Source organism: Candidatus Nitrospira bockiana, from assembly GCF_965152565.1.
The window spans coordinates 1,969,813-1,991,966 of the sequence record NZ_OZ224215.1 but is presented as its reverse complement, the minus strand read 5'-3'; the positions used below and the strand labels follow the sequence as shown (position 1 = coordinate 1,991,966).

General features: G+C 65.5%; 15 protein-coding genes. 6 read left to right on the top strand and 9 right to left on the bottom strand.

Annotated features, from left to right (window positions below; translation table 11 throughout):
- Positions 1-34 precede the first annotated feature (34 nt).
- Positions 35-1,357, top strand: a complete 1,323-nt coding sequence (locus ACWHYV_RS09775; RefSeq protein ID WP_447980448.1) for a patatin-like phospholipase family protein — start codon at positions 35-37, stop codon at positions 1,355-1,357.
- Between the two features lie 22 nt (positions 1,358-1,379).
- On the opposite strand, the gene ACWHYV_RS09770 is transcribed toward ACWHYV_RS09775, so the two are convergent.
- From ACWHYV_RS09770 to ACWHYV_RS09750, 5 genes are all read right to left on the bottom strand, one after another.
- Positions 1,380-1,736, bottom strand: coding sequence for a hypothetical protein (locus tag ACWHYV_RS09770; protein WP_447980447.1), 357 nt, complete (start codon positions 1,734-1,736; stop codon positions 1,380-1,382).
- On the bottom strand, positions 1,733-2,023 hold the full coding sequence (locus ACWHYV_RS09765) for a cupin domain-containing protein (protein ID WP_447980446.1): 291 nt from the start codon (positions 2,021-2,023) through the stop codon (positions 1,733-1,735). The genes ACWHYV_RS09770 and ACWHYV_RS09765 overlap by 4 nt, the downstream gene beginning before the upstream one ends.
- Before the next feature lie 315 nt (positions 2,024-2,338).
- Positions 2,339-2,812, bottom strand: a complete 474-nt coding sequence (locus ACWHYV_RS09760) for a hypothetical protein (protein ID WP_447980445.1) — start codon at positions 2,810-2,812, stop codon at positions 2,339-2,341.
- A 75-nt stretch (positions 2,813-2,887) separates the two neighbouring features.
- Positions 2,888-9,727 (bottom strand): LAGLIDADG family homing endonuclease, encoded by a 6,840-nt coding sequence (locus ACWHYV_RS09755; protein WP_447980444.1) that lies wholly within the window; start codon positions 9,725-9,727, stop codon positions 2,888-2,890.
- A gap of 246 nt (positions 9,728-9,973) precedes the next feature.
- Complete coding sequence (locus ACWHYV_RS09750) at positions 9,974-10,342, bottom strand: DUF4359 domain-containing protein (protein WP_447980443.1); 369 nt, start codon at positions 10,340-10,342, stop codon at positions 9,974-9,976.
- 109 nt (positions 10,343-10,451) lie between these two features.
- On the opposite strand from ACWHYV_RS09750, the gene ACWHYV_RS09745 reads away from it, so the two are divergent.
- Positions 10,452-10,745 (top strand): hypothetical protein, encoded by a 294-nt coding sequence (locus tag ACWHYV_RS09745; RefSeq protein WP_447980442.1) that lies wholly within the window; start codon positions 10,452-10,454, stop codon positions 10,743-10,745.
- A gap of 137 nt (positions 10,746-10,882) precedes the next feature.
- Here the strand turns inward: ACWHYV_RS09745 and ACWHYV_RS09740 are convergent, their stop codons facing one another.
- The 3 genes from ACWHYV_RS09740 to ACWHYV_RS09730 all read right to left on the bottom strand — a co-directional run bounded on the left by ACWHYV_RS09740 (position 10,883) and on the right by ACWHYV_RS09730 (position 13,961).
- A complete protein-coding gene (locus ACWHYV_RS09740; protein ID WP_447980441.1) occupies positions 10,883-12,160 on the bottom strand; it encodes an AmpG family muropeptide MFS transporter in 1,278 nt (425 codons plus the stop codon).
- A gap of 132 nt (positions 12,161-12,292) precedes the next feature.
- Positions 12,293-12,697 (bottom strand): hypothetical protein, encoded by a 405-nt coding sequence (locus ACWHYV_RS09735; protein ID WP_447980440.1) that lies wholly within the window; start codon positions 12,695-12,697, stop codon positions 12,293-12,295.
- A gap of 79 nt (positions 12,698-12,776) precedes the next feature.
- Positions 12,777-13,961, bottom strand: coding sequence for an IS256 family transposase (locus ACWHYV_RS09730; RefSeq protein ID WP_447977236.1), 1,185 nt, complete (start codon positions 13,959-13,961; stop codon positions 12,777-12,779).
- A 167-nt stretch (positions 13,962-14,128) separates the two neighbouring features.
- Here ACWHYV_RS09730 and mtaB point away from each other — a divergent pair, with 167 nt between their 5' ends.
- The 4 genes from mtaB to ACWHYV_RS09710 all read left to right on the top strand — a co-directional run bounded on the left by mtaB (position 14,129) and on the right by ACWHYV_RS09710 (position 17,895).
- A complete protein-coding gene (gene mtaB / locus ACWHYV_RS09725) occupies positions 14,129-15,421 on the top strand; it encodes a tRNA (N(6)-L-threonylcarbamoyladenosine(37)-C(2))-methylthiotransferase MtaB (RefSeq protein WP_447980439.1) in 1,293 nt (430 codons plus the stop codon).
- Positions 15,422-15,549: 128 nt separating this feature from the next.
- Complete coding sequence (miaB, locus tag ACWHYV_RS09720) at positions 15,550-16,863, top strand: tRNA (N6-isopentenyl adenosine(37)-C2)-methylthiotransferase MiaB (protein ID WP_447980711.1); 1,314 nt, start codon at positions 15,550-15,552, stop codon at positions 16,861-16,863.
- 115 nt (positions 16,864-16,978) lie between these two features.
- Positions 16,979-17,464: a hypothetical protein gene (locus tag ACWHYV_RS09715; RefSeq protein WP_447980438.1), complete on the top strand. Its 486-nt coding sequence runs from the start codon at positions 16,979-16,981 to the stop codon at positions 17,462-17,464.
- Positions 17,465-17,694: 230 nt separating this feature from the next.
- On the top strand, positions 17,695-17,895 hold the full coding sequence (locus ACWHYV_RS09710; protein ID WP_447980437.1) for a hypothetical protein: 201 nt from the start codon (positions 17,695-17,697) through the stop codon (positions 17,893-17,895).
- 250 nt (positions 17,896-18,145) lie between these two features.
- On the opposite strand, the gene ACWHYV_RS09705 is transcribed toward ACWHYV_RS09710, so the two are convergent.
- Positions 18,146-22,084, bottom strand: a complete 3,939-nt coding sequence (locus tag ACWHYV_RS09705) for a non-ribosomal peptide synthetase (RefSeq protein WP_447980436.1) — start codon at positions 22,082-22,084, stop codon at positions 18,146-18,148.
- Between the last annotated feature and the right edge of the window lie 70 nt (positions 22,085-22,154).

Sequence of the window (22,154 nt, the reverse complement as noted above, 5' to 3'; positions counted from 1 at the left end):
CTATTCTGACCGCCTCATCAGACGAGGAGGATTCATGAGACGACCGGCCCACGTGTTCTGCACCCCGCGCTCGCACAGGCTTCTGCTGGGGCTCATCGTGCTGGCATCGCTCACCGCATCGGGATGCGGCATCCTGCCCGGGCACTGGCGGCCCGGCTGGAACCAGCAACATCCGCCGGACGCGTCGATGCCCGATACGGCCGGATCATGGACGGTGACGGACGCCGAGCGCCGGGACCAGCGCTTCATCGGCCTCGCCATTTCGGGCGGCGGCAGCCGTGCGGCGAATTTCGGGGCGGCCGCGATGCTGGAGCTTCAGCGCCGAGGGCTCTTGGAGCAGGTGGATGTGATCTCGGGCGTGTCGGGAGGCACGCTGCCGGCCGTGTACTACGGGTTGGGCGACAAGGCCGGGCCGTTCACGGAAGAGGCCGTAAGCGAGGTCATGGGCTTTGATTTTCAAGGCAATTGGCTCTGGCGCTGGCTCTGGCCGCACAATGTCTTCCGCTACTGGCTCACCGACTTCACGCGCAGCGACATCATGGTGCAGGTCTTCAACAAGCACCTGACCCACAAGGCGCTCTATCGCGACCTGGGCCCGCATCCGAAGATCCTGCTGAACGCGACCGTGCACAACGACCATACGCGCTTCACGTTCACCGACGACCGCTTCGCGGCCCTCCGGTCGGTGCTCGCCACGTATCCGGTCGCCAATGCCGTGAACGCCTCCTCCGCGTTTCCGGGCGTGTTCGACGATGTGACGCTCGAGAATTATCACGACCCCACCCAATACGTTCACCTCTACGACGGCGGCCCGATCGAAAACCTGGGCGTCCAGGCCGTGCTCGAATATCTCAACCGCTCCCTCGTGCAGGAGCCGTTGCCCGCGCTGTTTCCAAAGGGCTGCGTCGTCTTCGTGATCGACGCGACGCCGGCCAGCGAGCGACCGGAGCTCAACAGCCGCCAGTCCAGCCGCCGCGCGATCGATTTCCTCATCAACACCAATGCCCTCGATTCGATGGACGCGATGCTGCTCGAGTCCCGCCGGTCCGTCCTCTCGCGCCTGGGCATCCCGGTGACCGAGCAGGATCGGGCCACGCGCGGGCGGGTGTCCGTGGCCGGGGCGGTCGAATGCCAATGCGAAGTCCGCCACATCGCGCTCCGGCATCTCTCCTATGTCGCTGACACGCCGCAGGATCCGGACTTCGCCAGGCGGGTGGCCCGCATCAACACCAAATTTTGGGTGTCGAAAGAAGAGCAGCAGGATCTGTTCGCGGCCGCCCGGTTGATCATGCAGGAGCTGGACGACCAGGGCCTCCTCTCGGAGGCCTCGTTCAAGCCGCGCTGCGAAGAGAGCTGAGCCTCACGGGGCCGCAAGAAAGTTAGGCGAGAATGTGGCGCCGCAGCCACTCGCCGACCTTGGCGGACGCGAAGAAGACCAACGCGTAGATGAGGAAGACCAGCAGGCCCAAGGGACCGAATTCACCCTCCAACGGAGGATGCCCCCAATACAAGGCGACGGGCTGCAACAGGACGGGGCAAACGCTCCAGAGCCAAGGACGGGCCGGCCGGAGAAATCCCGCGCCGGCCGCCGCGAAGGCAAGGATCGGCACGCCGAGGTTCGCGAAGTAGGGACTGTCCCAGGCTTCGCGTTGGCCGCTCAGCAGCGACGCCGACAGCCAGACAACCAGGCCCAGGAGCGCGAGGAGCGCGGCGATCGCCGCATCCCGACGGTTCACGAGCCCGCTCGCTGATAGCCGTACAGCCATCGGGCCGTCGTGCCGCCGACATTGCGGACGGTGTGCGTCACGTGGGCAGGGATCAAGACTTCTTCGCCGATCGCCGACCGCACGACCCGCCCCTCCAGCTCGAGCTCGATCTCACCCTCCACCGGCATCACCAGCTCATCGACCGAATGGACGTAGTCCACCCACTCCTGCCCGGGGGGATCGACCCAGAGGCCGCACGAGAAGCCGCGCGCGTGCCAGGCCCGCTCGACGGATCGTTGATCGACTTTTGTGCTCACGGAGTCGGTATCCCACATCGGACCCGGCGACGGTCTCACGACCGGCCGCTTGAGTCCACGAGCCCTATCATACCACCGGAGTCGCCGACTCTTGCTCATCGCAATGATGCCGGATCAAGAATCGGCTCCGCGGGGTACGACCGGACGGGCGGCGCGATGGAGGAGAGATTCGAGGTCGCCTGAGGTAAAGAAGGGTGACCGGACGATATTGACGGCACGCCGGGCAGGAAAAGTATGCCGTCTCAATTAGGAAAGCGGTCGGTGGGAGCCGCACCAGGAACCAGGCATCAACCGAGCCTGGGATGAGCACTTGGACTAGCTCGCATTCTTCGAAACGGTATCCGCGGCCGAGAAGAGCGTGAGCTGCCCATCGAGAAACGCGTATCCGTAGACTCCCGCGAGCGGGATGCCGGTCGATCGCGCGATCAGCATGGCCAGATCGCGAAACCCGACCGGAACGACGAGATGGAGCGGGAGCCCGAGCTCGGCGTACTGCCGCCACTGGTCGGCCTTGCGGAGCGTGACCGTGTCCTCGGTCTCGACTTCGGCGGTCCACAGCACGCGCTTGCCGCCAGGCTCCGGTACCCAGCCGATCAGATCCGGGACGATCCCGGGCGCGCCCACCCAGTGATTCATCTCCGTCCCGGGATTGCTGTCGATTTCACACCCCCGCCCGCTTCGCCACAAGGGGACGAGCGATCGGATCACATGATCATGGATCGCCTGCTTCCCGAGCTGACGAATCGTCTCCCGTGTCTCGACGGTCGGTATCGATCGCGTCTGTGGCACCGTTGCATCCCTCCAAGCTGGGCCCATTGCAGCTGGGTTTCGCCTCCTACCGGCGAGGTCACGCAACTGGCGTCCTCACGAGCACCCGCTGGTCGCCCCGCAGGTCTCGCATTTCAAGCAGGTCCCGTTGCGCACCAGGGTGAACTGCTTGCACTCCAGGCACGGGTCTCCTTCGTAGCCCTTCAGGCGGGCCGTCTGGATGGCGGTGGCCGTATAGGTCACCGTCTCGCGCTTGAGCTCGACCTTGTGGGAGACGCTGCCGTTGCCGTTCTTGACGCCGTTCTGCCGGCGCGCCGGGAAGAACTCGGTGCTGATCGACAGGCTCTGCGGATCGGCCGGCTCGCTCTCGACGCACTCCGGGTCCTGGTCGTCCTTCTTGACCGAATCCATGCGCAGGTCGTCCTCCTGGACCTGCGCGAGGTCGTAGCGACCCAGGTACGTGATCGCGAGCTCCCGGAAGATGTAGTCGATGATCGAGGTCGACATCTTGATGCGATCGTTCATCTTCACCGGGCCGTTCGGCTCGAACCGCGTGAACACGAACGCTTCGACGTACTCCTCGAGCGGGACGCCGTGCTGGAGCCCCAACGAGATCGCGATCGCAAAACAGTTCATCAAGCTCCGGAACGCCGCCCCTTCCTTGTGCATGTCGAGGAAGATCTCGCCGAGCGTGCCGTCGGTGTACTCGCCCGTCCGCAGGTAGATCTTGTGCCCGCCGACGATCGCCTTTTGCGTGTATCCGGCCCGGCGGGTCGGCAAGGGCCGTCGTTTGGCGAGATAGCGGACCATGACGCGTTCGGTGATCTTTTCGGCGACCTGCATGATCTCGGCGCTCTGCGGCTCCGCCGCTTCGCCGGAATCGCTGGAGGCGTTCAGCGGCTGGCTGAGCTTGGATCCGTCGCGATAGAGCGCAACGGCCTTGATCATGCTGTGCCAGGCGAGCAGATAGGCGTCTTTGACATCCTGCAGCGTCGCGTCCGCCGGCATGTTGATCGTCTTGCTGATCGCGCCGCTGATGAACGGCTGCGCGGCCGCCATCATGCGGATGTGCGCCTCGACGGGGATGAAGCGCTGCCCGGTCCGGCCGCAGCGATTGGCGCAATCGAAGATCGGGAGGTGCTCCGCCTTCAGGTGCGGCGCGCCTTCGATCGTCATCGTCCCGCAGCAGTAGTCGTTGGCCGCGAGGATCTCCTCCTGCGTGAAGCCGAGGCTCTTGAGCAGGTTGAACGCCGGATCGCTCAGCTGCGCATCCGTGAACCCCAGCTTCTCGCGGCAGAACTCCTCCCCCAACGTGAACCGGTTGAACGCGAACTGGATCTCGAACGCCTGTCCCAGCGCGTTCTCCAGCCGCTCCAGGGCGTTGGCGTCGAAGCCCTTGGCCTCCAGCGTCTCATGGTTGATGAACGGCGCCCCCTTGAGCGTGCGGCGCCCGCTGCAGTAGCTCACGATCTCCTGGATCTGCGCGTCGCTGTATCCCAGCGTCTTGAGCGCCGGCGGCAAGCTCTGGTTGATGATCTTGAAATAGCCGCCGCCCGCGAGCTTCTTGAACTTCACGAGCGAGAAGTCGGGCTCGATCCCCGTGGTGTCGCAATCCATGACGAGCCCGATCGTGCCGGTGGGGGCGATGACCGTGACCTGCGCGTTTCGGTAGCCATAGGCCATGCCGAGCTCGAGCGCGCGGTCCCAGGCCCGGCGCGCGGCGAGCAGCAGGTCCGGCGGGCAATGCTCCGCCTGGATGCCGTTCGGCTTGATCGTCAGCCCTTCGTACTCGGACGAGGGCGCATGGTAGGCGGCCCGCCGGTGGTTCCGGATCACCCGCAGCATGGACTCGCGGTTCCGCACGTACCCCTCGAACGGCCCCAGCTCGGCCGCCATCTCCGCCGAGGTCGCATAGGCCTCGCCGGTCATCACCGCGGTGATCGCGCCGCAGATGGCGAGCGCCTTGGGAGAATCGTAAGGGATCCCCAGGCGCATCAGGATCGTCCCGAGGTTCGCATAGCCCAGACCGAGCGTGCGGAAGATGAAGCTCTTCTCGGCGATCGCCCGGCTGGGGAACGAGGCCATCAGCACGCTGATCTCCAGCACGATCGTCCAGAGTCGGACGGCATGACGGAAGTCGTCCAGATTGAAGCGGCCGTCCGCGGTGTAGAACTGCCCAAGGTTGAGCGAGGCGAGGTTACAGTTGTGAACGATGAGCCCTTCCGCGATGAGCGAGTGAGTCACGGGCTCGGAGACGTCATACACCTCCTCGATCCCCTCCTCGATGATGTCGACGACTCTCGCCCGCCGCCCTTCGTTCACGTTCCCTTGCCACTTCTTCTCGGCGACGCTCATCGCTTCTTTCGCTTTTCGCGGCGACAGGGGGAAGCCGATGAGGTGGCAAAACTTATAGGCTTGATAGCCGTAGATGCGAAGCTGCCCTTGTGCGTTCTTCCGGCTCGCAGGATGGTACCAGCCGATATAGGAACGTATTCCAAAATCGGCGAGCAAGACCTGCACATCCCTCAGCAGCTCACGAGAACTGGAGGCAAGATGAACCGACAGCCAGGAGGTCTCGTTGGTATCCTTGACATCGACACAGCCGTCGGCGCTGAAGAGCGCGCCAATGAAGGCGGCTTGAGCGACCTTGGGCGCCGTGAAGATCGATTCCGGCACGCGCTTGTGGACGGCGGTCGCGGGTTTCAGGCCGAGGCTTTTGAGATAGTCGAGGACGTCCTTCGCGGTGGTGCCGATCTGGCTGACGCCGTTGGATTGCACGGACCCATTGATGTCCCGCACCGACCCGGAACGCTCCTTGTGCAGTTTCTTGAAGGCTTCCGTCATGCGTTCGTTGGCGTACGTATCGTCCGGCCCGAATACCAGGTGAGCGCCTGACTCTTCTGTGAACACACCGTCCCCAACGAGCCAACCGAGCAACAAGGATAGCTCCATCCTGGATGCGTCACACGCTCCGAAATCCAACGGGGCGGACTCCTGTTGCATCTCGATGGCGTCTTCGTTGATGATCAGCTTGCGGACCTCTTTCCAGCCTTCCTCGGTCAGGACCTTGTGATCATCGGTCAACCTCAGCTCCTGTCCCGTTGAGAGCTTGATGCGATAGACACGCTTGCGCCCCGTCTTGACGACGACCGCCGGTCTATAGGCCAACTGACGGTGATCGGCTGCTTCCGAGGCCAGTTCCGTCTTGATGAAGACGACCTCGCCCTCCTGCTGCCTGCGATAGATCTCCGACACCGGGATCAGTCCATCTCTCGTCGCGATTCTCACATCTCCTGCCAGACACGCCGTATCGTCCAGAAACATGTACTCGGAACAGTTGTGGACGACCACGCCGGCGGCGACGAAGTGCTGCGTCGCGTCCTCCGTGAGGTCGAAGACGTCCTCCTCGCCGGCCGGCTCGATCGAGCCGATCCAGTCCGTCATCTCGTCACGGAGGCAGGCGGCCTCCGCATTGGCCTGCGCGAGGTCCGAGGCCTGCGGCGCGTCGGAATGGAAGCCGATCTCGCGCTCGAACAGGACCCGGGACGCATCCGCGAGATGAAGCGCGTAGGCCTCGTGGACGTCCACGGACTGGACCGTCCCGTCGTCGATGAAGATCGCGCCTTCTTCCCGGCGATCCTTCTGGATCGTCGACTTGATGCCGAACGACAGGAGCAGGAGTTGGACCTGCTGGATCAGCGCCTTCGAGCAGGACCGCAGCACCACCCGGGGCTCGCCCTCGGTGGTGACGCTCGCATCGGCGGTGAACAACCCGCGGAGCAGGGCGGCCAGCGCCGGCTTGTCCAGCTCGAACACGGCCGGTGCAAACCGTTTCTGCTCCAACCCGTCCTCGATGATCATGAGCCGATGAAAGAGATCGACCACGGGGCGGGACTCGACCGAGAGCCGCGCGGTCGTGACGCCCCGGGCAACCTGCGGACCGCCGGAGAGCGCGATCGACCCCGACGACCCGCCCGAGCCCACGGCGGCGAAGGCGGCCTTCTGGGTCGCGACGCCTTCGGCGACGAGCGCGAGGAGCCCCGACTCCTTGACCGGCATGACGAGCATCAGGATCTCTTCGTGGTTCTCCCGCAGGATGGTCCGGCTGAAGCAGCGGTCCCCCATCGCCACGCCGATGCCGAAGGCACACGCGGCGGGCAGCGTGCGGCGGCCGAAGCCCGGGCCTTCCAGGAACACCCGGTCGTGGCCCGTCAACTCCTTCACCGCCACGTCTCCGCGGTCGACGGTGAGCACCCGGTGGTCTTCGGTGATCCGGAGCTGATAGCCGGATTGCGTCGTGAGGCGAACGATCGGTTTCCGGCCGGTCGGAAAAATCTTCGTGACCAGATGGGGCTGCCCGTCGGCGCCGATGATGCGGGCCGTCTTGCCGACCAGTTGGTCGATCCGCTGCCAGCCCTCCGCCGTCGCCACCGGCGTCTCGCCCGTGACGCAGGGGTTGGAGGCGTTGATCCGGCCGTCCTCCGGGCAGGTGTGCCACTCGTTGATCGTCGTGTCGTACTGGGTCCCGGGGTCGGCGCAGATCCACGCCGCCCACGCGATCTTGTCCCACAGCTCGCGCGCCTTGACCGTCTTGACGACCTTGCCGTCCACCCGGCGCTTGAGCGGCCACTCCCCGTCCTTTTCGAGCGCCTCGAAGAACTCGTTCGGGATGCGCACGCTGTTGTTCGAGTTCTGGCCGGAGACCGTCTGGTACGCCTTGCCGTCCCAGTTGGTGTCGTATTCGTGGAAGACGAAGTGCGTGAACCCTTGCTGGGCATAGCTGAACATCCGCTGGATGTAGGCCTCCGGCACGGCCGACTGGCGCGCGTCCCGGATCGCCTGCTTCAACGTCTGATTGCGTTGGGGATCGAGGTCCAGAGTCGTCCCGCCCCGGCCGTCCGGCACGTGGCACGCCTTCAGGACCGCGTTCAACCGCTGCGCGGCGATCTTCGAGCCGGTGACCATCGCCGCCACCTTCTGCTCCTCGATCACCTTCCACTCGATGAACTCTTCGACGTCGGGGTGATCCAGATCGAGGCAGACCATCTTGGCGGCGCGCCGGGTCGTCCCGCCGGACTTGATGGCCCCCGCCGCCCGATCGCCGATCCGCAGGAACGACATGAGCCCCGACGACTTCCCTCCGCCGGACAGCGGCTCGCCCTCGCCCCGGAGCTTGGAGAAGTTCGTGCCGGTGCCCGAGCCGTACTTGAACAGGCGCGCCTCGCGGGTCCAGAGGTCCATGATCCCGCCCTCGTTGACGAGGTCGTCTTCGACGGCCTGGATGAAGCAGTTGTGGACGACGACGTTGTTCGAGAGGTATTGCCCGCTCTCCGTCTGGATATCGAACACCGGCTGCACACCGGCCGCTTCGATCCGCACGATCGTTTCTTCCCGCAGTGCCGGCATCTGCTTCCCGGGGAACTGTTCCGAGCAGGCGGTCTCCAGCTTGCGCCGCTTGTCTTCGGAGATGAACCCGATCAACTCCTGAAAGCGGCGGCGGGCGTCCGCATAGCCGATCGACACAAAAAACGGCGTCCGGCGGTTTTCGCGGGTTTCGACGCCGCGCTGAACGCGGGTATAGATCCCCAGGTTCAGCAACAACGCCTGCACGCCCGCCGCGAGCGGCTCGGAGACCGTCGTCAAGACGACGTCCGCGGCACGTGAACGGCGGACGCGAAGCCGCACGGTCCCATCGGCCTGAAAGAGCGCGGCGAGGTAGGCCGCTTGCGCCCGGTCCCCTGCGGTGCGGATCGCCGCCGGGACGGCAAGCTCCGCCGTCGCCGGGAGCAGATCATATTTTTCGACGAAGGCCCTGAGCGGCTCGCCGTAGAGCCGAATGCGACGGATATCGAGCCCCGGCGCCAGGGTTTCCACGGTCCGGACGTGGTAGTGCACGCCGGGGAACACACGCTGCACGCGGTCGAGTACGAAGCTCAGCTCGTCCTTGTCGATCGTCATGAATTCCATCGTCAGGCTTCGATTGGTCCCCGTCTCGTCTTGGCCGACGAAGCCGTCCCCCTGCAACCAGCCCACGAGGCCCGCTTCATCGATGGCGCGGGCATCGGATGGTTTACGGACGGACGTGCCGGTCGAGAGGATCATGCGCATCCCGGGGGCCAGCGCATCGACCCGTCGCCAGACGCCGCGCGACCGGCGTGCCTCGAGCGCATAGACGACATGATCGCCCGTCGCCTCGACGCAGGTGCCGTTTTTCAATCGGACGCGGAAGACCGGCTTCTCCCCGTTCGCCTTCACCGCGACGACCCGGGTCGTCCCCGTGCCGTCGTGCCGGCCATCGTACACCTCCAGGCCGACCATCCCTCGTGTGACGATGTCCCCGATCGCCCAGGGTCCCTCGGGCGTCGAGATCAAGGCATGGTACGGCTGGCACGCGTGCGGTTGCGGGTGCTCGAAGGCGTTCGTCGCCTTGACCGTCTCCCGCGTCTGCGGGTCCACGTAGTAGTGCCCTTGCGCGGGGCCCGAGAGCCCATAGGCATAGTGGAGGCCGGTGTTGAACCACTGCGGCGAGTTGGGGGCCGCCATCTGCCGCGCGAGCATGTGGCACATTTCGTCGTAGAAGGCGTGCGCATCGTCCTCGGTGCTGAAGTAGCCGTGCGTCTTGCCCCAGTGCGTCCAGCATCCGGCCAAGCGATGGAACACCTGACGGGCATCGTGCTCGCCGCCCAGGACCGGCTTCCCGTCCGGGCCGACGAGCGGTGCGCCGTCGGGACCGACTTGAGGAATGCCGGCCTTCCGGAAGTATTTCTGAGCCAGGATATCGATCGCGAGCTGCGACCACTGCTCGGGCACGTCGATGTTCTCGAGCTTGAACACGAGCGAGCCGTTCGGATTGCGAATCTCCGACGACCGCTTCACGAACGTGATCCCTTCGTAAGGACTCTGGCCCTTCCGCGTAAACCGACGTTCAATCCTCACGTCATTCCTCCCCTGTGTAAGAACGACAACGGCCGTGACCCGGTGAAAAAATCAGCTGGCGTTACAGAACGAAGCGACCGCGGAACGACTAGATATAGGGATTCAAGAGGTTTGTCAACACTAAATATGGTGGTCGGCGTGGAAATGCTGTGGATAAGAAAATCGTCGCATCTGGAGCGGAGAGGCGTGAAATCAGGAGCGGGTTATCAACAGATTCCGGGGGCGGCGAGGCCCCTTTGCTGGGAATCAGAGAACGAGTCGGCCGAGCTTTTTGGCCAGTTCCTGGGGGTCGTCGCGGGGAATGAAATGTCTCCCCACCCCGATGACGACGACCTCGACATCGCCGACCCGGGTCTCGAAGATGCTGAAGAGGCCGTAGTTGCGCCGTCCGGTGCGGGTGCGGATCAATGAGGCGATGATCTTGTGCCCCTGGGTTTTCAGGATCTCCCGAATGACGGCCTGCCGCTCGCCCTCGTGCCCGCCCATGCGGCTCAGCGCCTCTTCGAGGACCTGCTCGAGGAACAGGCCGTACTGTTCGGTCGTCGGATTCGTGGCCGCGAGCCCGACGCACACGGCCAGGACCAGGACGAGCCCCAGCAGCCGGGCGTTCGTCATCGGGCTTCGGCCCGCCCGCCGCCGCACGGGCGCCGCGTGCGCCTCGTTTGACAATCCGCGCCGGGTCGCCTATGTTCCGCGCACGCTGTGTTCATGTGAAGGAGGACGCATGTACGTCTGGAGCAAGCGGCTCGTGATAGGACTGCTGGCGGCATTCACGCTCATGCTCGGCGTGTTTTTCTTCGAAGGGACCGCGAGCGACGTGAGCGCGCTCAAGATGCATACGACCCGCTGGATCTTGCTGAACTACGCGGGGCTCGTCATTTGGGTCGGCGTGTGGATGTACGATCAAGCCCGCGTCCGCGGGAAGAATGTGGCCATCTGGGTGGTGCCCTTTCTCTTCGCCCCGCTCCCGGCGCTGATGCTCTTCGTCCTCGCGATGCAACGGCGGCTGAAGACCTAGCCTGGGCATTCAATGAGAGTAAGTCAGTAATTGAGTAAGTGAGTAATTGAGTCATTAGGTCCAGTGAGTCATTGACCGAGTGCTGCCATCACTCTCCTCAATGACTCACTTACTCCATTACCAATTACTCTATACCTCTACACGGCCGGCTCGCCCTGGAGCTTGGGCTCCACGGCCGCCGCCGTCGCCGGCCGGCTCACCTGGTCGCGGAGATACCACAGCAGGCCGAGCCCGGGGAGGGCGGCGAGGAACGTGATGAAGAAGAAGGCCACCCACCCCACCGACTCCACGAGATAGCCCGAGGGCGGGCCGACCAGCACCCGCCCCACCGCCGCCATCGCGGACAGCAGGGCGTACTGCGTCGCGGTGTACCGGTGGTCGCAGAGCGACATCATCAGCGCGACGAACGCGGCCGTCCCCATCCCACCCGACAGGTTCTCGAACGCCACCGCCGCGACCATCACCGCATAGCTCTTCCCGACCCCGGCGAGCAGCATGAACGCGAGATTCGACAACGCCTGGAGCACACCGAACACGAGCAGCGCGCGGAACAGTCCCAGCCGAACCATCAGGGTCCCGCCGGCGAGCGCCCCTAGGATCGTGGCCCCCATCCCCATCCCCTTGTTCACGAGGCCGACGTCGGCCGCATCGAACCCCATGCCTCGGATCAAGAAGGCGGTCGTGAGCGACCCGGCAAAGGCATCGCCCAGTTTGTAGAGGACGATCAGCAACAGCAGCACGACGGCCGGCTCGCGCGAGAAGAACTCGCGGATGGGGCCGTACAGGGCTTCGCCGAGCGTCGCCGGGGGGTTGACCGGTATCTCGGGCTCGGGGCTCAAGAGCGTGGCGCCGACGCCGATGAGCATGAGCGAGCCGATCAAGAAGTAGGTCTGGGACCAGCCCAGATGGCCGGCGACGATCAGCGCGCCGGCTCCCGAGACGAGCATGGCGACGCGATAGCCGGTGACGGACACGGCGGCGCCGAACCCCCGCTCCTTCGGCTTCAGCACGTCGGTCCGGTAGGCGTCGAACACAATGTCCTGTGAGGCCGACGTGACGGCGACGGCGACGGCCAGGGCGGCCAGCAGGACCGGCGCCCGCGCGGGATCGACCGACGCCATCGCCGCGATCCCCGCGAACAGGGCGAGCTGCGCCGCGAGCATCCACCCGCGCCGCCGCCCCAGCCACGGCGGGACGAAACGGTCCATCAGGGGGGCCCAGAGGAACTTGAGCGTGTACGGAAGCCCGACGAGCGTGAAGATCCCGATGGTGCGGAGATCGACCTCCGCGACCGTGAGCCAGGCTTGGAGCGTCCCGGCGGTGAGCGCGAGCGGCAGCCCGGACGCGAAGCCCAACGGCAGCATCACCGCCGTGCGGCGGTTGCCGAGGGCCGCCAGCGGCTCAGCCAGCTTCACGATGCCCCGGCCCTTGAGCGATCAGCTCGTGCCAATACCCGGCACACCCACCGGGGGCGTGTGGGACCACGAAGTGAAAGAAATCGGGCGGGAGGAACTCGAACGCGCCGGGAATCCGTACGCGCGAACCCGTCAGCAGCGCTGCCCGTTGAACAGGCAGGGCTTGAATCGGGTGACGTCGAAGTCAATGTTCTCCTGGTAGACCCGCTCGTTCCCGTTGACCCCGTCCATCTCGGGATCGTTCCACATCGTGTGGTTCCACCAATAGAAGAGCGGGTAGCGTTCGGTGTAGTAGACGGGGTTCCCGTAGACGCTGCGCGAGTAGTCCTGGACCATGCGCGCGGTCACGTAATCCACCTCGCCGTCGCCCTTCAGCGAGAAGAGCATGTAGAACATGCGGGCTTCGTGATCGTACTGCTCGTCGACCCGCGTGTTTTCATCGGGCTCGGTCGGCAAAGATTCTCTGGAAAGGCTGAAGGACGGCAGGACTGCGGTCAGGGACGCCACGACGAGGAGGACGACCAGACGTTGGCGCATGTGACACCTCGCACGCTATTTCGGCGAATCATATCGGTGTTGCCAAAACGTGTCAATCGGGCCGGGTCGTACGGTGATGTCAAGCCGCTTGTGTAAATTCCTGAAGGGTGTGCTGACGCCACTGCAAATTAAACCGGTTGAAGATCGAGTAAATAATCCGCTCCACACTCTGGACATTGACAAAGCAGACCATCGGGCGCGTCCGCCGACGCACTTCCACGAAGCAGCGTTCGATGGCATTGGTGGTGCGCAGCTTGCGCCGCAGTCGCGGAGGACAACTGAAGAACGCCAACAACTCGGGCAGATCCGCCAGCACCCGCGCGACCACGGTCGGATACGCGGCCTGCCAGTGCCGAGCGAACGTGCGGGCGGCGGCCTCCGCCTCCCGCCGATTGGGGGCCTGATAGATCGCCTGCACGGCGGCCTTGACGGCCGCATGATCCCGGCGCCGGACACGCCCGAGTACGTTGCGCAGCTTATGCACCCAACACCGCTGATGCGGGACCCTGGGGTAGACGGTCTGCACGGCGGCCGCTAACCCCGGACAGCCATCCGTCACGACGAGTTGCAGGTGCCGGCCCTCCAGGCCGCGCCGGTAGAGATCCTGCAATAAGCCCTCCCACGCTGCTTGGCTCTCGCCCCGGCTCCGGGTAAACGCCAGCAACTGCCGGGTCCCATCGGCCCGGATGCCGTAGGCGACTAACAGCTGGACGCGCTTGCGGCCGCTGGGGCGTCGGACGCGCAGGCTCACCCCGTCCAGAAACAGATAGCGCCAGTCGTCGGTCAGGGGCGCCTGATGAAACTGGGCCACGGCGTGGTCCAACGCCCGACTGAGGCGCGAGACCGTTTGGGCACTGACCGGCTCCTCCGTGAGCAACGCGATGAGGCGCCCCGCGGGCCGCGTGCTGATCCCGCGTAAGAACGCTTCGCGGATGAGCAGGGTCACCTCCGGCGCACGCCGCTGCAGGCGCTGGAGCCCCCGCGGCAGGAACGCCTGTCGCCGCGTCCGGGCCACGCGGACGCGGAGCGTCCCGAACACCGTCACGACCTCTCGTTCATAGAAGCCGTTGCGATAATCCGGCCGGCTCGCGTCCCGCTCATACTCCCGCACCCCCAGATACCGATCCCGCGCCTCGACCGAGAGTCGCTCCAGGCTGCGTTGCCACACCTCCCGGGTGTGGCGATGCAGATCGCCCCAGAACTGCTCGCGGACGTCGCTCATGAAATGTTGAAACTGCTCGGTCCACGGTGCTAGCGTGCTCATGGGTGTAAGCCCTCCGTTGTTGGAGAATGGGTTTGCCTGGACAGCGACCCAGCTTACACCCTTCTTCTTTTACACACACAACGTTACATCACCGGGTCGTACAGCGAAGGCATGTCCCGCGCACGTTCGCTTGCGACGGCGGCGGACCGTTTCTTATAATGCCGCCCATGCGCGCGACCTTGTGCACGTTGGGCTGTCGCTTGAACCAGGCGGAGAGCGCCGCGCTCGCCGACCGCTTGAAGGGGCAGGGCTACGAGCTCGTGGAGTACGGCGAACCAACCGACCTGCTCGTCGTGAACACCTGTTCCGTGACGGAGAACGCCGAGCGCGAGTGCCGGTACGAGATCCGCCGGACGTTGAAGCATTCGCCTCACGCGTTCGTCGCGGTCACCGGCTGCTACGCCCAGACCGGGGCCCAGGCGTTGCGGCGGATTCCGGGCATCGACCTCATCGTGGGCGCGCAATTCAAGATGCGGCTCCCCGACTATTTGCCGACGCCTCACGCCCTGCGCAAGCAGCCGGCGCCCGAGGTCCTGCACACGCGGACCATCGACCGGGACGACTTCGTCATGCCGGGCGTCGGGGAGCACCCGACGACGCGCGCCACCCTCAAGATCCAAGACGGCTGCAGCTTCATGTGCTCGTTCTGCCTGATCCCGTTCGCGCGCGGACACGAACGGAGCCGCGCATTCGACGACGCCGTCCGGGAGGCGGAAGCGTTGGCGGCCTTGGGGCACCGGGAGCTGATCCTCACGGGCGTGAACATCGGCCGGTATCGACAGCAGGGACGCGACCTGCTCGACCTCCTCCGACGGCTCGAAGCCATCCCCGGCGTCGACCGCCTCCGGATCTCCTCGATCGAGCCGACGACGATCTCGCTCGACCTGCTCGACCACCTGGCCGCCTCGAAGAAGATCTGCCGGCACCTGCATATCCCCCTCCAGAGCGGCGACGACCGCATCCTGGAGGCGATGAATCGGCGCTATACCGCCGCCGACTATCGGACCTTGATCGAGGCGGCGATGGCCCGGATGCCGGATCTTGCCTTGGGCGGCGACGTGATGGTCGGCTTTCCGGGGGAGGACGAGCGGGCGTTTGCCAACACGGTCGCGTTCGTCCAGGATCTCCCGTTCGCCTACTTCCACGTCTTCAGCTTTTCCCGCCGCCCGGGGACGGCTGCGGCCCGCCTCACCGCGGCGGTGCCCGACCGCGTGATCCGCCGGCGCAGCCGGCACCTGGCCGAAGCCGCACGCGCGAAGCGGTTCGCCTTCTACGAGCGCTGGGCGGGCTCCACGGCGACCGTGCTGTTCGAGAGCCGGGACGAGACGGGCCGATGGACGGGCTTGACGGAACAGTACGTCAGGGTCGCCGTCTCGGCCGGCGAGGATCTCCACAATCAACTCGAGCCGGTGATGATCACGGGGGTGATGGACGGGCTGGCGGTGGGGCACCTGGTATGAGCCGCGAATTGACCATGATCGATCCGCGAGCCGCGTCGGGGCCTTCGCCGCACGAACCTGCCGGCACCCCGACCGGTGTCCCATCCGGCGGCGCCTACCGCGTCCACATCGAAACCTTCGGCTGTCAAATGAACGAGTATGACACCGAGTTGGTCCGCGCGCTGCTCAAGGCGGACGGCTTCGCCTTCACGGACGACCGCGAGCAGGCCGACGTCGTCCTGATGAACACCTGCGCCATCCGGGAGAACGCGCACAACAAGGTCTACGGGCACTTGGCCGAGCTGAAGTCGCTCAAGCGTCGGCGGAACCTGGTCGTGGGCGTGCTCGGCTGCATGGCGCAGAACCTCAAACAGGAGCTGATGGACACGGTCTCGGTCGTCGACGTGCTCGCCGGTCCCGATGCCTATCGCCGCCTGCCCCTGCTGCTCCGGCAAGCGATCATCGGCCATGAGCAAGGCACGGCGAAAAAAGGCGCCGCCGTCGACCTGTCGGAATACGAGACCTACGCCGATCTCCTTCCCGCCCGCGAGCCGGGGGTGAACGGCTGGATCGCCGTCATGCGCGGCTGCGACAACTTCTGCACCTTCTGCGTCGTGCCCTACACGCGCGGGCGCGAGCGCAGCCGCGACCCGGAAGGCATCATCCGGGAAGCCGAACAGCTCGCCGCGTGCGGCTACAAGCAAGTGACGCTGCTCGGGCAGAACGTGAACTCCTACCGCCACGGCGGCTGGGACTTCGCGCGGCTGATCACACGGGTGGCCGATGTGCCGGGCATCGCGCGGGTGCGCTTCACGTCCCCGCATCCCAAGGATTTCCCGCCGGCCTTGCTGGACGCGATCGCCGGTCACCCCCGGGTGTGCAAGCAGCTCCACCTGCCGCTGCAAGCCGGTAACGACCGGATCCTGCAGTTGATGAATCGCACCTATACGAGCGCCGACTATCTCCGGCTGGTCGAGGCCGTCCGTCGCCGCTGCCCGGACATCGTGCTGAGCACCGATCTCATCTGCGGGTTCTCGAGCGAGACCGCCGACGAGTTTCAGGACACCTACCGAATGGTGCAGGACGTCGGGTATCATGCGGCCTTCGTCTTCAAGTACTCCGAACGAAAGCACACGATCGCCGAGCGCAAGTATCCGGACGACGTCCCCGACGCCGTCAAAGCGGCGCGCGTCAGCCGTCTGGTCGATCTCCAGAAGCGGATCTCGCTCGAGAAGAACCGAGCCGTCATCGGACGGACGTTCACCGTGCTCGTCGAGGGCGATGCCAAGCGCTCGTCGGCCCAATGGATGGGGCGGACGGACGGCGGCATCACCGTCGTCTGGGAAAAATCGGCTCGTCCCGTGGCTCCCGGCGACCTCGTGTCCGTGACGATCACCGATGCCTCGGCGACGACCCTCTTCGGCGCCCCGAAGCCGGCCGCTCCCGCCGCCGCAGCCCGCTGACCGCGCCGCCGTGCCCACACGTCCTGCCCCCTATTCTTTAGTGGTTGGTCGTAATTGCGACTACGTCCTGCTCCTCATAGGATGAAGGGAGGTTCCACCTGCACAGGAGCAGACCATGAAGGACGCACTTCTCGCACCCCTATTCGTGGCCGCCGCCATCGTCGCCGTCGCGGCCTGCAGCACGCGGCCCGACCCGCACGTGGCTCCGGTCAAGATGCAGCCGGCGGTACCCGTCACCGTCGATCTGTCCCGGCTGCCCGACGGCAGCCATACCATCTACGCCAAGGACGGAGAACGGCTGATTGCGACCGTCTCTGAAAAGGCGGTCACCGGGCTTGCGCTCAAGGATCCGAGCGATCAGGACCGGCCGATTCACACGATCAAACGACGGGCGAGGGACGGCCAGGGGCACGTGATCGAAGAGGCCGAACGGTTGACCATCCGGCCGAATGGAATGGTCGCGATCGCCCCGCCGTTCGTTCCGGGCGACTGCGCCCTGGTCTCCGCCGGCGTGGAATCCTGGTGGGTGTGCGTGCGGGATGACACGATCCCCTCGGCGCTCCCGCCTCCTCCTGAGCCGGAGCCGGTGCCGTTGAGCTGACCACCGGAGGTCGAATTTCCAAAGACTTTTTCAAGACTTCGACAATCCAGGAAAATTTTCGTTCTCTTCTCCGAGCCAGCCATGGCGCCGACCCATGGGGGGCCGATCGGCCCTAGGCTTCTCTCCATCCGGCCTTGTACAAATACCCGTATTTTCTCCTTGCCGGCTGCCTCCGCATCGTGGATAATGCCCCCCTTTCGATTTCTTCCACTGTTATAGGAGGTTTCATCATGGATTGTCCGCGTTGCAAAGGGGTCATGATTCGGCAAGACCTTCATGACCACAACGGTACGTACTTGACCGTTCCGGGCTGGCGCTGTCTGAGTTGCGGCGAGGTCTTGGACCCGACGATTCTCTCGAATCGCCGCTCGGTGGTCATGAAGGACAAAGTGGGCGCCGGTCTCCGATCCGCCGCCAGAACGCCCGCCTAAGCCGGACTGCAAACCGGCTAACCTCGGTTAGCCGGTTTTAATGCGGGTCTCACGCGATTCTCATCTTCCGGACCTACCTGGAAGCAGCGAGGGACCCCATGAGGCTGTTCCACTTCCTTCTGTACTTCTTCGTCGCGTACCCCTTGGGCTACCGGCATCGCCGGCGGCGAGCCGGCCAGGCGTGAAATCTTGAAAAGAGGCCGTACCCCTGACCGGGATGCTCTTGACGCGGCTGGGCGTCGGAAGCTGGTCACGCGAGGAGCTTTCCGATCCGCTCAATGACCCGCCGGCTGTTCACCACTTCCATATGATCGCCGGCGACCACTTCGGCATGGACCGACCCGGAGGTATAGCGTTCCCAGTCAATGGGAGCGTGCCCATACTGCCGTAACGTCTCGCTGCCCCACCAGACATGGATCGGTGCTCGCAGGCAAGGCGCGAGCCCCGCTCGCATGAAGTCCGCCGCATTCCTCAACAAGGCATAGCGCAGCACGAAGGCTTCGGCAGGGGCGTCGTCGGCGAGCAGGCCGCGCGCTTGCGCCCAGCGAATCACGGCCTTGACTCGCTCATCCTTGTCCAGACCCACAAGCCCATCAAGGAGCGCTCGGCGGTCCTGCTCGGGCAGTGAGAGCACTTCCTTTCTGCGGTCGAGATGAACATACTCCGCGAGCTCGGCCAGCGGGTCCGGCTCCTCCTCGGTTCCGTAGAGCTGCAAGCGAGCCTGCGTGTCTAGGATTCCAAGAAAGCCGACGGTCTGCCCTTGTTGTTGGAGAGCATGCGCCGCCGCCAGCGCAAACACGCCCCCCAGGGACCAGCCCACCAGCTGATAAGGCCCTTCGGGTTGATACGACCGGATCACGGCCACCTGTTCCTTTGCGATGGCCGCGACCAGTGTCTCGGGAGGGGCCGACGGAACCCGCAGCTCGACGCCGTAGACCGGTCGATCGGAGCGCAGCGACTCGGCGAGACCGCGGTAGGCCGAGACGTGGCTGCCCGTCGGATCGAAACAGAACACCGGCGGCCGAGCCCCGCCCGCGCGGAGAGGGACGATGATCGACGCGCCGGCTTTTCCCTGCTCGACCTTTTCGGCAAGTCCTGCAAGCGTCGGAGCCTCGAAGACCGCGGTGAGTGAGAGGCTGACTCCAAGAGATTTCTGGATGCGGTGCAGGAGCTGAATGGCCAACAGGGAATGCCCACCGAGGTCGAAGAAACTGTCGTCCGCACCCACCCGCTCGAGCCGAAGCAACTCGGTCCAGATCTGTGCCACGGCGGCCTCGGTCGGCGTGCGGGGGGGCACGTACGCCCGTTCCGGCTTCTCCCTGCCCGGGTCCGGCAGCGCTCGTCGATCCACCTTGCCGTTCGGCGTGAGCGGGAGCGACTCGAGGACGACGAAGACACTGGGGATCATATAGTCCGGCAGCTTGTCCTTGAGGAACGCGCGGAGGACACCGGCCTCCGGCGCGACCCGGTCGGTCACGAGATAGGCGACCAGGTGCCGGCCGGCCGCTCCCTCATCGCGCGGGATCACGACGGCCTCACGCACGTGCGGATGCTCCAACAACCGCGCCTCGATCTCGCCGGGCTCGATCCGGTACCCGCGAAGCTTGATCTGGTGATCGACACGGCCCAGGCACTCGATCGTCCCCTCGGGCCGGTATCGGGCCACGTCGCCGGTGCGATAGAGACGCGAGCCGGCGCCTCCGAAGGGATTGGGGAGAAACCGCTCGGCCGTCTGCGCGGGCTGCTCGAGGTATCCCCTCGAGACGCCCGCCCCGCCGATGTACAGCTCTCCGGCGACGCCGGCGGGCACCGGCCTCATGGCCTCGTCGAGGATGTATGCCTCGGTATTCGCGATCGGGCGTCCGATCGGGGCGGCCAGAGAGTCCGCGTCGCCGACCTCACCGTCGACCCTGCACGTCAGCGACCCGATCGTGGTCTCGGTCGGCCCGTAGTGATTGACGACGGCGCAGCCGGGAGCCAACGCCCGGATGCGAGCCACGAGCGACACGGGCAGCATCTCGCCGCCCAGGATCAGATACTTTCGGGGCAGCACCTCCCTGCCGTCGACTCCAGTCAACAGTGCGCTCAGGTGGGAGGGCACGATCTTGAGAACGTCCAGCGGGTGCCGCGCGCGGTAGGCGGCGAAACGCCCGCCGTCGGTCGCCGTCTCGTACGTGATCACGTGAACGCAGCCGCCGGAAGCCAGCGCGGCAAAGATGGCGGTGTTGCCAAGGTCCGCCGCCAAAGTCGAGACGGTCGCAAAGTGCCACCCCTCTTCGAGTTGGAGCATGTGACACAGACCGTCCGTATAGTTCACCACGTTCCGGTGGGTGACCGCGACGCCTTTCGGTACGCCGGTCGAGCCGGACGTATAGATCACATAGGCGAGATCCAGTGGATCGGCCGGGCAGGGGGGAGCGGTCATCGGCTCCGCGTCCAATGTACGTGCGTCTCGGTCGAGACAGATCAGCCTGCCCGAATAGTCGGCGAGCTGCGCCAGCAACGGTTCTTGGGTGATCAAGATCGGAAGGCGCGCCTGCTCGAGTTGAGAAGACCGCCGTGCCCTGGGGGCCTGGGGATCGAGCGGAACGTAGGCCGCTCCGCCCTTCAAGATGCCCAGCATGCCCACGATCATCTCGACCGACCGCTCCAGGCACAGACCAATCAGACTGCCGGGTCCCGCCCCTGACCGCTGCAGCGCGTGGGCCACTTGATTGGCCTTGACGTCCAACTCGGCATAGGTCAGCGCCCGGTCCTCGCACACAACCGCGATCGCACCCGGACGATGCACCGCGTGCGCTTCGAAGAGCTCCTGAAGGCGCCGCCGCTCCGGGAAGGCTCGGTGCGTGCGATTGTTCAACACCAGCAATTGATGCCGCTCGGCCGGACCGAGCAGCTCCAGGTCGGAGACGCGCGCGGACGCCTCCCGGCCGATGCTGTCGAGAAGCGAGGCGTATTGAGCCGCGAGGCGTTCCACCACCTCCCTGGGGAAAGCTCCGGCGTCATCCTGCACCAGGACGATCAGCGAGGCCCCCCGCTGGCGACAGGACAACCGCAGCTTCAGGTTCTCGAACGAGGCCGCCGACCGCTCGACGGCGAAGCGGACTCCGCCGGCAGGGATCGCGGGCGGCTCGACGTGGAACTCGAACCCGATCTGATCGCTTATCTTCGGAGCTCGCGCCTCTTCATCCCAGATGAAGTATTCCTGCCAGAGGATCGCCTCCTTCAGGGCGGCGTGCACCCGAGAGACCAGCGTCACGAACGGGTCGGAAGCCTGGATACGACAGGGGAGGGGCACCCACTTCGCCAGCAATCCCATCGCGCCCTGCAGTTCCTCGTACTTCCGCCCGTCGCAGAGGGTCGCGAGCGTGAACTCCTTTAGCCCGCACAGCCTCCACAGGTGAACCGCCGAGGCGGCAAGCAGCACCGTCTCGAGGGAGGTGCCGCAATCCGACGCGACCTCGAGGAGCCGCCGGCCGATGCTCGGCTCGATCTGGACGGTCGCGGGCTCCATCGACGTCCGTGCCGGGTCCGCACCTGTTCGGGAATGGAAGGGCAGCGCGGCTGGAGGGATCGCGGCGAGCCGCTGCTCCCGCCAGTACTGCCTCCCGCGCTCCGCCTCGACCTCGGCGAGCAGCTCGTGCTGCCATTCGGAAAACTGGGCATACTGAACGGGCTCGTCGCCCTCCCCACCCGGCTCCAGTCCGGCCGCATAGGCGTGCGCCATGTCGTCGGCCAGGTTTCGAAGCGTCCGTGCATCGGCGCACAGGGCCGGCAGGGTGAACAGCAGCGCATGCCGCTCCGGGCCGAGCGCGAGCAGGTGTGCCCGGAGCAGCGGGCCGTGGGTGAGATCAAACGGTCGGAGCCACTGCTCCCGCCACAGGCGCTCCACGGCGGTCTCCTGTTCGGAGGACTCCTGGCCGGTCAGATCGATGAAGACCCAACACGGCGAGCCCGGCTCCTCGACGACTTGGAACGGCGTCTTGAGACCGGGCTCACGCTGGAAGGTCGTGCGGAAGATCTCATGGCGTGCAACCACACGGCCGAGCGCGTCCTTGAACGCCTCGGGCCGAAGCGGTCCTTCCACCCGGATCAGGCACTGCGCCGTGTGCATCGTGCCTCCCGACTGGAGGGACCAGAGTCGTTTCTGCTGGGGTGACAGGCGGACGCCCTGTACGCTGTTCTGCATGATCCCCCTCAACCGGATGCTGAAAAAGGCTCGAAGCCCAACCATCCCTGCGTCAGTGCATGTTTCAGCA